This is a genomic window from Urechidicola sp. KH5 (assembly GCF_054661455.1).
On record NZ_BAAFSW010000001.1, the window covers coordinates 115,784 to 129,549 of the forward strand.

Below are 13,766 nucleotides of genomic sequence, written 5' to 3' on the forward strand. Positions count from 1 at the left end.
CAATTTCATCTAACTTCTAAATTTTTCTTAATTCAACAGTTGAAGATTGTAGAAGCGTACAAATAACGATATATTTGGAACTTATTTTTTTTGCATGCATAAAATCAGAATAATTTTAGCCTTTTTAATAGTACAAATAGGGTTTGCTCAAGAAGCGTCAGAAACTCTTAAAAACGAAGACTTTTACTATTTACAAAAAAGCAAACGTTTAGAAATTGGACTTGACAAGGAGCACCAGTTGTCTATAGAAAATCACATTTTAGATAAAGGCAAATTCAATACAGGTAAAAAGCTGTTTTATGCAAATGACTATATCTATTTTGACAGCTTTACAGAAGTTAAAGACATTAAAGCTTTTACATACAACCCAACTACATCAGAAACATTAGAAGTAGATCATTTTGAAACAAAAGATGAAATAAGAGGAGGAGTTTTTTATAGCGATAATCAAAGTATTCACTTTGTATATCCAGGAGTAACAAAAGGAGCTGAAACAAATCTGCAGTACTCTGAAAAAATCAGTGAACCTCATTTTTCTAATACATTTATGTTTGGATCTGGTGTACCAATTCAAGAGGCAATATACACTGTAGAAGTAGACAATAAAGTAACTTTAGGAATCAAAACGTTTAATCTAGAGAATTTTGATATTAGTTACTCTAAAGAAGAAGGAAAAAAAACAACCAAACATATTTGGAAAGCAAAAAATATTCATGCTTTTAATGAGACTGCCAACAGTCAGTCAATTTTTAAATATGTGCCTCATGTTGTTATTTATATCAAAAATTACAAGATAAAACGTAAAGAAGTTTCCATTTTCAATTCTCTTGACGACTTATATGCTTGGAATGCGTCTTTAAATGCGCAAGTTGATAGAAGTGGCCTAGAAGAAGTGCATCAAATTGCAGAGTCTATTACAGCTGGATTAACCACACAACATCAAAAAGCACAAGCCATTTTTGAATGGGTTCAACAAAATATCAATTACGTTGCTTTTGAATACGGATATGGCGGTTTGATCGCTCGTGGTGCAGCAAGTGTTTGCAATAAGCGCTATGGCGATTGCAAAGACATGTCAAATCTACTATATGAAATGTTGATTCACGTTGGTATAGATGCGCACCATACTTGGATTGGTTCGCGTAAAAAGCCTTATACGCATGAACAAATACCTACAGGAAAAATATACGACCACATGATTACCACAGTTTTTATTGATGGTGAAACAATCTTTTTAGATGCTACAGATAATTATGTGCCATATGGAATGCCAAGTGCCTTTATACAAGGTAAAGAAGGAATGGTTGGCATGACCGAGACAACTTATAAAGTTTTATCTGTTCCTGTTCAAAAACCTTTTAAAAACACTACCAAAGTTACCAACGAAATAGAAATTATTAATGATGAATTGGTAGCAAAGAGTACCCGTAAAATGACAGGTTATGATATGGTTGATTTTATTTACGATGCTCAGTTCAAAAAAGATGAAAAAACAAATGAAGTCTATCTGAGCACGAAATATGAAATTGGAAATAATAAAACATCCTTTAGCAATATTCAATTAGGAAATTTTAAACCAGAAAATGGATCCTACAAAATAGCATATGATATTGCCATAAATAATTACACTAAAAAAATAGGCAGTAAACTTATTTTCAATCCTCATTTAGAAAAACCCTGGTCTAAAGATGTTTTGCAATTAGAAGCAGAAAAATACGGTAAAGACATTAATCATAAATTTAAGAGAAGTTTCTACTCAAGATTTATGATACCTGATGGATATAATGTTAGTTTTTTACCAAAGAATATAAAAGAAGAGCGAGATGATTACGGGTTTAGTTTTACATATTCAGTAAACGAAAATACCATAACAGTGAATCAAGAAATATATATGAATACTATCGCAATTGATAACGACCAATTAGAGGCCTACAATTCCTTTATTAAAAAGATTATTAAGGCATATAAGAAAAGCGTAGTATTAGAAAAAATAAACGAATAAGCATAGATGAAAAGATTAATTTTAGTAGGTTTTTTAATAACCGTAACATCAAGTTTTGCACAATTTCATAAATCATACAATTGGGAAGAAAATAGAAGCTTACATCAGGTAGATGCTGATAAACTTCAAAGTTCTTCACTAACTGTACTTAGAAAAACGATTGTAGAATATAGACCTTCTGCAATGTCTCAAGGAGTAGACTTTTTTGAAACAACCCACAATATTGTTCGTGTTAACGATGAGGCTGGAGTTGCACAACAAACACAAATCTATATTCCAATGTATCGCGTAAAAGAGATTATAGATTTAAAAGCGCGTACGATTAATAAAGATGGAAAAATCACACTTCTAGATGAAAAAAATATTAAGAAAGTAGAAAATGTAGAAGAATATGGCGACTTTCAAATATTTGCAATTGAAGGTGTAGAAATCGGATCTGAAATAGAATTACTTTATACACTTCACAAAGAATACAGTCCGTTTGGTTATGAGTTCCTGCAAAGTGATGCCCCTATAGAACGTGTTGAGGTCGTATTTATAAAGAATAGTTTAAACGGTCAGATAAAGACATATAACACAGATCAAGAGTTTGAGCGCACTTACCTTGGCAACATGTTAGTTGAAGAACTATTTATAGATGATGTTCCAGCAATGGTAGAAGAAGAATATGCAGGGGTTGACGCCAATAAAATTTATGTAGCTTATCAGTGTTTTGGTAGCGCAAGTGTAACTCAAGATTTGTTGTGGGGTAATACTACAGGAAACATTGCTTCAGGTTATTTTACACCAACTGTAATGGATGAAGTAAAAAATTTAATCCCTGAAATCATACAAGAAGATAATTTAGACACCTTTACTCAAGCGGCATTAGTTGATAACTATATCAAAACAAATTTCGCGGTAATTGAAAATAACAATCCTAATCTCGAAGAATTAGACTATATTATTAAAAACAAAGCTGCAAGTCAATATAGTATTGGTAAAGTATATATGCAGTTCTTAATGGCACTTGACATACCTTTTGAACTAGTGGTAACTGCAAGTAGGTATGATTTGAGATTTGACCCTGAGTTTTACAATCCAAATTCTTTACGTGATTTCTTGATTTATTTACCTAGTATCAAAAAGTACATATCGCCTGAGAGACTAGACTACAGGTTGGGAGAAGCTCCTGCTTTATTCTTAGGTAATAATGCGTTATTTATTAATCAAAAAGGAGAATTCTATTTTGATGTCATAAAACAAAATGATCCAGATTTTAGTCAAGTAAAACGTATTATGGATATTAGTTTCCCTGATGATTTTGATAGAGTTCGAGTAGATGAGAAACAAGAATATACAGGACATTGGTCTATTCTTTATCGAGCTATTATGGCCTATTATTCTGAAGAAATGTTGATAGATGTTAAAGATCAATTAACAGGTTCTGGAATAGATGATAAAAACACTATTTCTTTTGAAGAAGAAAATAAAGACATGAACCAATCAGAATATAACATACCTTATAAAGTGAATAGTGTTATAGAAACCCCTGCACTACTTGAAGATGCAGGCGGCATGTATATTTTTGAAATTGGAAAGACCATTGGTATTCAAAGCGAATTGTATCAAGAAACAGAACGCAGATTCCCTGTAGAAATGCAATACCCTAATGAATATTTCTATACCATAACTATAGATATCCCTGAAGGTTATATTGTTGAGGGTACAGAGTCATTGGTATTAAATAAACAATTGAAAGTTGAAGAAGAAGTGCTTTGTCAATTCGTATCAAATTTTGAGATTAAAGACAATAAGTTAATTATTAGCATTAACGAGTTTTATCATGTGAATGAATATCCAAAAGAATTGTATGAAGGGTTTAGAGAAGTAATTAACGCCGCTTCAGATTTTAATAAGGCTAGTATTTTATTTACAGTAAAATAAAAAGAAAAGGGAAGCTTTCAACTCATAGAAATGAACCCTTCCCTTCTTTCATAACAATTTATAGTCAGAAATATACGAAAAATAATTTAATTACTCAATTTCAATTCATTACATCAGCCTAAATACCTCCTGTTAGTTTATTCTTCCAATTGATCCAACCATATTTCTTTGAAAAAATGAAAAGAATTATTGGATAGATAATAATTACGGGTAAAAAGGCATCATATGTTATAGATGGCTCTGATGTATCTGTTAAAATTGAATACGTTTGAAATGCTGTCCAATCGGCAGTTACTAACAACGCTGTAAAAAGGTTATTAGCAGCATGAAAACCAAGAGCTAGTTCTAACCCTTCATCCATTAAAGTAATAATTCCCAAGAAAAATCCTGTTCCAATATAATACACCATAATACCTGGACCAAGTTTATCAACTTCAGGGTTCGCAAAATGCATTAACCCAAACATTACTGAAGTCAATACTAAAGGTACCCATCTATTTTTAGCGAGCACTCCAAAAAATTGCATTAAATAGCCTCTAAAAAAATATTCTTCAAAACTTGTTTGAATCGGCACTAGAAGAATGGAAATAAGTGCTAAAATTAAAAATGGTATTAACTGAAAACTAATCTCAAATTCTTCTGGAGCTAAATAATATCCTAGTGCAACCATTGCACTACTAAAAATTCCCCAAAATAAAAATGAAAACCAAAACCTACTCCAATCAATTTTAGCTCTACTGGTTGTTATTTTTGTAATAGATTGTTTGTGTAAACTTTTTACAACAATAAGCAGCGCAATAAGACCACCTAAAAAAGGTAATAAAATAAATAGTAAACTAATATTGCTATCGAACAAACCGAGTAAATAAGAAACATCATTTAGCCGATTAAAATCAACTTCACCAGACATCTGCTTCATACCAATTGCAATAGAATGTGGCATACTAAAGATTCCTATACCAATTAAAACAATAATTGACCCTACTAAATATCGCCACCAATCATTTTTAACTTCTAATGCTTTTGCTATGTAACTCATGTTGTTAATTTTAAGTTCCAAGATTTGTTTGTATTTATTCTTATATGTCCTTGCTCAACTTCTAATGGACTTTTAATATTGTTTGTAAACAAACTTCCAGTACCTAATCCCTGAGGAATATTTACACCCAATTCATACGTGAATTGTGAAATAGCATTTAATCCAATATTACTTTCAAGTGCCGAGGTAATCCACCAGCCTATTCGCTGTTTCTCCGCTAAATCAATCCATTCTGAGCTGCCACCAAATCCACCAACTAAACTTGGCTTAAGTATAATAAACTGTGGACGTATTGTTTGTAGCAGTTCTTTCTTTTTTGTTACATCAAAAACATCAATTAATTCTTCATCTAAGGCTATCGGAAGCGGAGTATGTTCGCAAAGGTTTGCCATAGCATCCCATTGCCCTTGCTTAATAGGCTGTTCTATTGAATGCATTTTCAAATCAGAAAGACGTTTTAATTTTTCTAAAGCATCATTTGAATCAAAAGCGCCATTGGCATCTACACGTAACTCAATATCTTTTGGAGAAAACTCTTTTCTAATATTTGTCAACAAATCTAACTCTGTTTGAAAATCGATAGCGCCAATTTTCATTTTAATGGTTGTAAAACCAGCTGCAATTTTATCTTTTATTTGCTGCTGCATAAATGCCTTATCACCCATCCAAACAAGTCCGTTAATCGGGATACTAGCATTACCAATAGCAAAATCATTTTCAAATAAAACAAATGGATCTTGAGAATTAAATGACTTTATAACTTGTTCTAAACCAAACTGAATAGAAGGAAAATAAATCAATTCTTCCAATAACTCGGCTAATGGTAAGTGAATGTTACTACACAACCAAAATAATTTATCTTCATAATCTGGACGATCATCAGCACTTAATCCTTTAAATAAACCGCATTCACCTATCCCAACTCTCTGACCATCGTCAACAGTTAAAAAATAAGTATCTTTCGTATGGAGCACACCTCGAGATGTTCCACTTGCTTGTTTAAATTCAAGCGTGTATTTTTTAAAACTAGCTTTCATGCTATGCTAAAATACGAGTTTAGATAATAAAAAAAGCCGTTTCGTATGAAACGGCCTTAATTAAGTTTTACTTAAATAACTCCTAGTTCTTTACCAACCTTAGTAAATGCGGTTATGGCCTTATCTAAATGTTCTTGAGTATGAGCAGCAGACAATTGCACTCTTATCCTTGCTTTTTCTTTTGGCACTACAGGGTAAAAGAAACCTATTACATAAATACCCTCATCTAGCAATTTGTTGGCCATAATTTGTGATAATTTAGCATCATACAGCATCACAGGAACAATAGCTGCATCTGCTCCAACCAAATCAAAACCTGCAGCTTCCATCCCTCTTCTAAAATAGTTGGTATTATTTTCTAATGTATCTCTTAGAGAAGTATCTCGCTCAATCATTTCAAATACCTTAATAGACGCTCCAACAATAGAAGGAGCTAAAGAATTAGAAAATAAATAAGGGCGAGAACGCTGACGCAACATATCAATAATTTCTTTTCTACCTGTAGTATATCCACCCATTGCGCCACCTAAGGCCTTACCAAAAGTACCAGTAACAATGTCTACTCTCCCTAATACATTTTTAAGCTCGATAGTACCTCTACCCGTTTTGCCAATAAATCCAGCAGCATGACACTCGTCTACCATAACAAGTGCATCGTACTTTTCAGCTAAATCACAAATTTGATCTAATTGAGCAACAATACCATCCATAGAAAAAACACCATCAGTAACAATAATTTTAAAACGGTGATTCTGTTTATTTGCTTCAATTAATTTAGCTTCTAAATCAGCCATATCATTATTGTTATATCTATAACGCGCTGCTTTACACAAACGAACTCCATCGATAATAGAAGCGTGATTTAATGAGTCAGAGATAATAGCATCTTCTTTAGTTAATAAAGGTTCAAACACACCTCCATTAGCATCAAAAGCCGCAGCATATAAGATAGTGTCTTCACAATGAAAAAAATCTGCTACTTTTTGTTCTAATTGCTTGTGAATATCTTGAGTACCACAAATAAATCGTACCGAAGACATACCGAAACCATGCGAATCAAGTGTATCTTTAGCTGCTTGTATTACTTCTTGATTATTTGATAGACCTAAATAATTATTTGCGCAGAAATTAATTACCTCTTCTCCTGTTGTAACTTTTATTACAGCATCTTGCGACGTTGTAATAATGCGTTCTTTCTTATACAACCCAGCTTCTTCTATAGCCTTTAATTCTTCTTGCAAATGTTCTTTTAATGCGCCGTACATAATTATCTTTTTTAATTAGCAAATGTATTATATTGTTCTTGTAGTTTTTCTAACATAACGCTAGTCATACTATTTAAATCATATTTTGGTTCCCAATTCCAATCAATTCTAGCTTCGGAATCATCAATGCTTCTAGGCCAATTATTAGCGATTTCTTGTCTAAAATCAGGATTATAACTCACCTTAAAATTAGGTAGTATTTTTTGAATAGCTGTTGCAATTTCTTCTGGAGAAAAACTCATTCCAGCTAAATTATACGAAGTTCTTGTTTTAATATTCTCTTTAGGAGCTTGCATTAACTCTATGGTTGCTCTTATGGCATCTTCCATAAAAATCATAGGTAGCATGGTATCTTCTTTTAAGAAACAGGAAAAATCTTCTCCCTTCACAGCTTTATGATAGATATCAACTGCATAGTCCGTTGTACCACCACCCGGAAGCGATTGATAGCCAATTATACCAGGATAACGAATGGATCTAATATCTAAATCATACCTATTAAAATAATACTCAGACCAATTCTCACCTGCCGATTTACTAATACCATAAACAGTTGATGGATTTAAATATGAATTTTGAGGAGTAGCATCTGCTGGTGCCGCATCTCCAAATACAGCAATTGAACTTGGATAAAACACTTTAGATACATCGTTTTTTCTTGCAACTTCAAAAACGTTAAACATGGTCTTCATATTGATATCCCATGTCAACAATGGATTTTCCTCTCCTTTTGCAGATAAAATGGCTGCCAAATGATAAATCTGCGTGATTTTATATTGCTGCACTATCAGTTTAATTCTATCTACATCTGTTGCATCAATTATTTCAAATACACCATCGAAATTGACATCTTCTCTTAAATCTGAAGCAACAACATTTTCTTTACCATATAACAACTGTAATTCCTTAGTCAACACCGAACCAATCTGCCCTTTCGCACCGATAATCAGAATCTTATCTATATCCATAACAAAGAATAATTGAAAGTATAAAATTAATAATTTCAGCTCTTAAACCACTATTAAAATGGCATATTACAATATTTAAAGTATTATTTCCTTAAATATTTGTTTTCAAAAGTTTTATTTACTTTTACACAGATAAAATAATTAAGAAACAAGAAAAATTTACTTTACTGCTTATGGAAGTCCTAGATGAAATTGATTTAAAAATATTACGCATTCTTCAAACTGATTCTAAAAAAACCACTAAAGAAATTGCAGAGTTAATCAACCTATCGCCTTCTCCAGTTTTCGAGCGTATCAAAAAATTAGAAAAAAAAGGATACATCAAAAAATACGTGGCTTTACTTGATAAGAAAAAGATTAACAAACCTATTACCGCAATTTGTATGGTTACGTTGCGCTATCACAATGAAGGTTTTATCGATAAATTCGAACAACAGATAAAAGCTTTAGAAGAGGTACAAGAATGTTACCATATGGCAGGAAAAGTGGACTTCTTCTTAAAAATCAATTTAGAAGGATTAGAACTGTATCATGATTTTGTTCGATCTAAGCTATCAAAAATTGAAAATATTGGTATATTAGAAAGCTATTTTGTTTTAAAAGAAATTCATCACACAACCGGCTATTATATTTAATTTCTCTCCCCTATGCAAGAACCTCAGTTTCCAAATATCATTTTATACGCTATACCATTTTTTGCTATTACCGTAATTATTGAAGGACTTTTAATTGCTAAACATTCTACAAAAAAATATAAAGTAAAAGATGCACTTACTTCTATAACTATGGGATTAGGCAATGTTGCAGTTGGTTTTTTATCTAAAATAGTGGTGTTAGTACTATTATTGTATGTATATAATAATTTTAGAGTATTCACCATACCAACTTCTTGGTGGTCTTTTCTATTAATTTTCTTTGCAGATGACTTTTCATATTATTGGTCTCATAGATTAGGGCATAGAAGTCGCTTTTTTTGGGCATCTCACGTAGTGCATCACTCATCTCAAGAATACAATTTAAGCACTGCTTTAAGGCAAACCTGGACAGGAGGATTTTTCACCTTTGTATTTTACCTATGGATGGCTTTATTAGGATTTCATCCTGGAATGATTTTGTTTCAAATGGGGATTAGTTTATTGTATCAATATTGGATACATACCGAATTAATTTATAAAATGCCAAAATGGTTTGAAGCCGTTTTTAACACACCTTCACACCATCGCGTACACCATGGTAGCAACCCATTATATCTCGATAAAAATCACGCTGGGATCTTGATTATTTGGGATAAACTATTTGGCACTTTTCAACCTGAATTAGAAGAGGAAAAAGTAATCTATGGCCTTACTTCAAACATCAATACCTACAACCCTATTAAAATAGCCTTTGGGGAGTGGTACATTTTGTTTAAAGATGTTTACGCTTCAAAAACATCGCTCTTAAATAGATTTAAATATTTCATAAAGCCTCCTGGTTGGAAACACGATGGAACAGGAAAATTATCTGAAGATTTATTAGACGATTGGAAAAAAGAAAAACAAAATTCTAAGCATTAGCGTGCAATGCCTCTCTATTTCCTTTGGTGTAATTAATAGTGCCAAATGATCTACTTACTCAGAAATTAAAGATGTCATATCATTAAATTTTATTGCTTCGGTTCTTAAATGGAGACATGATTTCCTACAGGAATCAAATGTAAATGTTTACCTTTTGCTTTAAAAGCAGATTTTGCCCTATCATGATCAATTTTTATATATCCAAATGTATCATAATGATACCCTAAAATAGTATCACATTCAATAAATTCTGCTGCTATAGCGGCACTTTCATAACCCATAGTAAAGTTATCTCCTATTGGCAACACCGCCATATCTAACTTACATTGCATAGGTATTAGTTTCATATCCATGGTAAGGGCAGTATCGCCAGCGATATACAAATTTCCTTCTTTAGATTCAATTATAAATCCTCCTGGTTGACCTCCATAGGATCCGTCAGGGAAAGAACTTGTATGAATAGCATTGGTATATGTCAAACGTCCAAAATCAAAATTCCAACTACCTCCATGATTCATAGGATGTCCTTCAAATCCCTTACTACCATAGTGGGTAACAATCTCATAGTTTGAAACTATTACAGCTCCTGTATTTTCTGCGATTATTTCAACATCTAAAATATGATCTTGATGCGCATGTGTAATTAATATATAATCTGCTTTAAGTGAATTTATATCAATATTTGAAGCCATTTCATTAGCTGAAATAAACGGATCTACAACCAGTATTTTACCTCCAACTTCTATCTGTAAGCTTGCATGACCTAAAAAAGTAATTCTCATAACTATAATTGCATTTGGGTTTGCTGCAATTTAATAAAAAATATACCTGAGTACTGAGGCAACCAAAATTTTAATTACTAAGTCTATTCAAAAAACCCTAATATGAAAACACAATTGACTCTCATACTAAATTAAATAATTTGCACAACCTCTTGCTCAACTGACATAAAAACAAAAGATTCAAATTGGACCAAAGAAGACGCAGCAGTGCTTGTTAAAAAATCAAATGACAGCACCTATTGGAATCTAGACATGTTCCATTAAGAATTGGCATATATAGATATTTTAAAAACCTGAGATGTTCCTTTTATATCAAGCCCATTCCCCGTAATTAATTATAAAACTGCCGGAAGGGGAAATTTTCCAATTAAATTAAAACTAGAGGATAAACAAATTATGGGGCACGCTGCAACCGAATATAAAAATGTTGAAATGAATCATCTATTTAATTCTGACTCTACCATTTATGAATTAAACTATTTTTCAATCGTTACAATAGATTTCAACAACAATGAGCACGTAATAGCAACATCAAGAAATCATCCAAATTATATAGCACAAAGCAGCTTAAACATTGGTACAGAAAGTAATGTTGATTGGGTGGCTTTCCAAACACCAAACAAAGGCGCATTTACGATAATAAATGGAAAATTCTTTGATCTAAAATTTGGCAAAACAATTATTTGCGCACCTCGAAAAGATGATTCAGTTGGATTTTATCAATAGTTCTTCTAACGCTGCAAGGCATCAACATTTATTTTGGATACTTGCAGTATTCTAGATAATTGGCGCTATAAGGTATTTTATTTATCATAGACTTTATGGGAAATAAAAAAGAGCGCCTAAGCACTCTTTTTTATATTATTATTATTATTATTTATCTCCTAAAACGTCGTATTCTCCAAGCCCTTTTGTAAACTTCTCTGGATCTGCAGCTAAGTGATATCTGGGATCATCAACATCTTCTACAATAACTTCATTAAACTTTGGGCTTGACTTAATCAACAAAGCTTTACATTCTTCACTTAAATGCTTTAGTCGAATTGATTTTCCTTCAGCTTCATACTTATTCACTAAATTAAATATGGCCTCTAAAGCAGAATGATCGCTCACTCGTGATTCTACAAAATCAATCTCTACTTTTTCAGGGTCATTTTTTGCATCAAATTTTTCGTTAAATGCAGATATCGACCCAAAGAATAAAGGTCCCCAAATTTCATAAACTTTTGTGCCATCGTCTTTTAGGCGTTTACGCGCTCTAATTCGTTTTGCGTTTTCCCAAGAAAATACCAAAGCACTAACAATTACACCAGAAATAACAGCTATAGCCAAGTCAAATATCACAGTTAACGATGATACCAATATCAATACAAATAAATCAGTTTTAGGAATCTTATTCATAATTCTAAAACTAGACCATGCAAACGTGCCAATTACCACCATAAACATAACACCTACAAGTGCTGCAATAGGGATTTGCTCAATTGGAGCAGATGCAAAAACAATAAACATCAATAAGGTAACAGCTGCTACAATACCCGATAATCTTGTTCTACCGCCACCTTTAATATTAATAATTGATTGCCCAATCATGGCGCAACCACCCATTCCACCGAACAAACCAGTAATAATATTTGCACCTCCTTGTGCCATACATTCTCTATTTCCATCACCACGAGTTTCAGTTAACTCATCTATAAGATTTAACGTCATCAATGATTCAATTAAACCAATAGCAGCTAGAATTAAGGCGTATGGACCGATAAAATAAAAGGTCTCTAGATTAAATGGTACTTTAGAAAATGTTTCTAACTGCAACATTGGTAAACCACCTTTTAAGCCTTCTCCACCACCATCTCTAATAAAAGATCCGACTGTAGAAACATCTAATCCACCAAATATTACAATTGCCGAAACTACAAGAATAGCGATTAATGCTTCAGGTAATTTTGAAAGTCCTTTTATTTTTGGCAGCCCCCACATTATTAACATTGTTAATCCTACCAAGGCCAACATCAACCAGAAATTTGTACTACCTGTTTCTGGAAACATCTTTAATTGAGCCAAGAAAATCACAATTGCAAGTCCATTTACAAATCCCATCATAACTGGATGTGGAATTAATCTTACAAACTTTCCAAGTTTAAAAACTCCAGCGAGCATTTGAATGATACCCATTAAAATAACAGTTGCAAACAAATAGTACAAGCCAAGGTTTTCTCCTTCTGCTCCCATTGCATTTCCTTCTGCAACCAAATGCACCATAACTACAGCTAAAGCACCTGTAGCACCGGATATCATACCAGGTCTACCGCCAAAAATAGAAGTGATTAATCCAATCATAAATGCCGCATACAATCCAACTAACGGATCTACTCCTGCCACAAAGGCAAAAGCTACAGCTTCTGGCACTAATGCCAAAGCCACAGTTAATCCAGAAAAAATGTCGTTGCGAGCATTTTTAACGCGTTTGCGTATAAATTTTTCCATGTCTCAAAAATTGAGCTGCAAAAGTAAGGTTTTTATAAAAAATTAAAAGAGGAATTGAAGTAACAAATTAATGCAACTCAAACTATTACCAATACTGAAATTTGAATAGGCTAAAATTGAGATAAAAGTAATTTTATGTTGCCATAGGTATTACTTTCAACTTCACTAAAAGCATCTCTGTCCTTAAAAACAACTTCTGTTATTCCTTCTTCTAGTTGAGGCGTTAATTCTCCTTTGTAACTGGTTTGCATATCATACCAATAGGTAACCTTCAAGGTTTCGCGCCCCTTTCTTTGAAAAATATGAAATGTCTTTTGTAGTTTTTTCGTGATCTCTAATCCCGAAATACCACATTCTTCCTCCACTTCTCTAATGGCAGCCTCTTTTTTCTTTTCTCCTTTATCGATTTTACCTTTTGGCAAATCCCATTTTCCATTTCTAAAAATAAAAAGTAAATCACCTTCTTCATTCTTCACCAATCCTCCTGCCGCTTTTTCAATCTTGAAATACCACTTAAATTCTCGCATCAAATGCTTTAAATCTTCATGATACACATAAATGGCGTTAGCATCAGCTGAACGAGCAAGATCTAATACTTTTTCAATGGTAATTTCGTCTTTAAAATAAAAGTGGGATTGGTTCTCAAAATCCAAATTATTGATAAGATAAATCGGAATTTCATTGTCAAAAATTGTGTACAT

At 32.6% G+C, this 13,766-nt stretch carries 12 protein-coding genes; 5 read left to right on the forward strand and 7 right to left on the reverse strand.

What is annotated here, in order from left to right:
- Positions 1-94 precede the first annotated feature (94 nt).
- Both ACYQ5R_RS00560 and ACYQ5R_RS00565 read left to right on the forward strand, forming a co-directional pair.
- Complete coding sequence (locus ACYQ5R_RS00560; RefSeq protein WP_460188951.1) at positions 95-2,002, forward strand: DUF3857 domain-containing protein; 1,908 nt, start codon at positions 95-97, stop codon at positions 2,000-2,002.
- 6 nt (positions 2,003-2,008) lie between these two features.
- On the forward strand, positions 2,009-3,928 hold the full coding sequence (locus tag ACYQ5R_RS00565) for a DUF3857 domain-containing protein (RefSeq protein WP_460188952.1): 1,920 nt from the start codon (positions 2,009-2,011) through the stop codon (positions 3,926-3,928).
- 118 nt (positions 3,929-4,046) lie between these two features.
- On the opposite strand, the gene ACYQ5R_RS00570 is transcribed toward ACYQ5R_RS00565, so the two are convergent.
- From ACYQ5R_RS00570 to ACYQ5R_RS00585, 4 genes are all read right to left on the reverse strand, one after another.
- Positions 4,047-4,967 (reverse strand): CPBP family intramembrane glutamic endopeptidase, encoded by a 921-nt coding sequence (locus tag ACYQ5R_RS00570; RefSeq protein ID WP_460188953.1) that lies wholly within the window; start codon positions 4,965-4,967, stop codon positions 4,047-4,049.
- Entirely contained in the window at positions 4,964-6,004 is a 1,041-nt protein-coding gene (locus ACYQ5R_RS00575; RefSeq protein WP_460188954.1) for an o-succinylbenzoate synthase, read from the reverse strand. Before ACYQ5R_RS00575 ends, ACYQ5R_RS00570 begins: the two co-directional genes overlap by 4 nt.
- Positions 6,005-6,075: 71 nt before the next feature.
- Positions 6,076-7,269: a glycine C-acetyltransferase gene (kbl, locus tag ACYQ5R_RS00580; protein WP_460188955.1), complete on the reverse strand. Its 1,194-nt coding sequence runs from the start codon at positions 7,267-7,269 to the stop codon at positions 6,076-6,078.
- Between the two features lie 11 nt (positions 7,270-7,280).
- Positions 7,281-8,237, reverse strand: coding sequence for an NAD-dependent epimerase/dehydratase family protein (locus ACYQ5R_RS00585; protein ID WP_460188956.1), 957 nt, complete (start codon positions 8,235-8,237; stop codon positions 7,281-7,283).
- A gap of 173 nt (positions 8,238-8,410) precedes the next feature.
- On the opposite strand from ACYQ5R_RS00585, the gene ACYQ5R_RS00590 reads away from it, so the two are divergent.
- Both ACYQ5R_RS00590 and ACYQ5R_RS00595 read left to right on the forward strand, forming a co-directional pair.
- Positions 8,411-8,872 (forward strand): Lrp/AsnC family transcriptional regulator, encoded by a 462-nt coding sequence (locus tag ACYQ5R_RS00590; RefSeq protein WP_460188957.1) that lies wholly within the window; start codon positions 8,411-8,413, stop codon positions 8,870-8,872.
- A gap of 12 nt (positions 8,873-8,884) precedes the next feature.
- The gene (locus ACYQ5R_RS00595; protein WP_460188958.1) at positions 8,885-9,793 is read left to right on the forward strand and encodes a sterol desaturase family protein; all 909 of its coding nucleotides are present in this window, start codon (positions 8,885-8,887) and stop codon (positions 9,791-9,793) included.
- A 104-nt stretch (positions 9,794-9,897) separates the two neighbouring features.
- Here the strand turns inward: ACYQ5R_RS00595 and ACYQ5R_RS00600 are convergent, their stop codons facing one another.
- On the reverse strand, positions 9,898-10,575 hold the full coding sequence (locus tag ACYQ5R_RS00600) for a metal-dependent hydrolase (RefSeq protein ID WP_460188959.1): 678 nt from the start codon (positions 10,573-10,575) through the stop codon (positions 9,898-9,900).
- Positions 10,576-10,971: 396 nt separating this feature from the next.
- On the opposite strand from ACYQ5R_RS00600, the gene ACYQ5R_RS00605 reads away from it, so the two are divergent.
- Positions 10,972-11,301 (forward strand): hypothetical protein, encoded by a 330-nt coding sequence (locus tag ACYQ5R_RS00605; RefSeq protein ID WP_460188960.1) that lies wholly within the window; start codon positions 10,972-10,974, stop codon positions 11,299-11,301.
- 147 nt (positions 11,302-11,448) lie between these two features.
- On the opposite strand, the gene ACYQ5R_RS00610 is transcribed toward ACYQ5R_RS00605, so the two are convergent.
- Positions 11,449-13,065 carry a SulP family inorganic anion transporter gene (locus tag ACYQ5R_RS00610; RefSeq protein ID WP_460188961.1) on the reverse strand — a complete coding sequence of 539 codons (1,617 nt, stop codon included), beginning with the start codon at positions 13,063-13,065 and terminating at the stop codon, positions 11,449-11,451.
- Between the two features lie 110 nt (positions 13,066-13,175).
- Positions 13,176-13,766, reverse strand: coding sequence for an NUDIX hydrolase (locus tag ACYQ5R_RS00615; protein WP_460188962.1), 591 nt, complete (start codon positions 13,764-13,766; stop codon positions 13,176-13,178).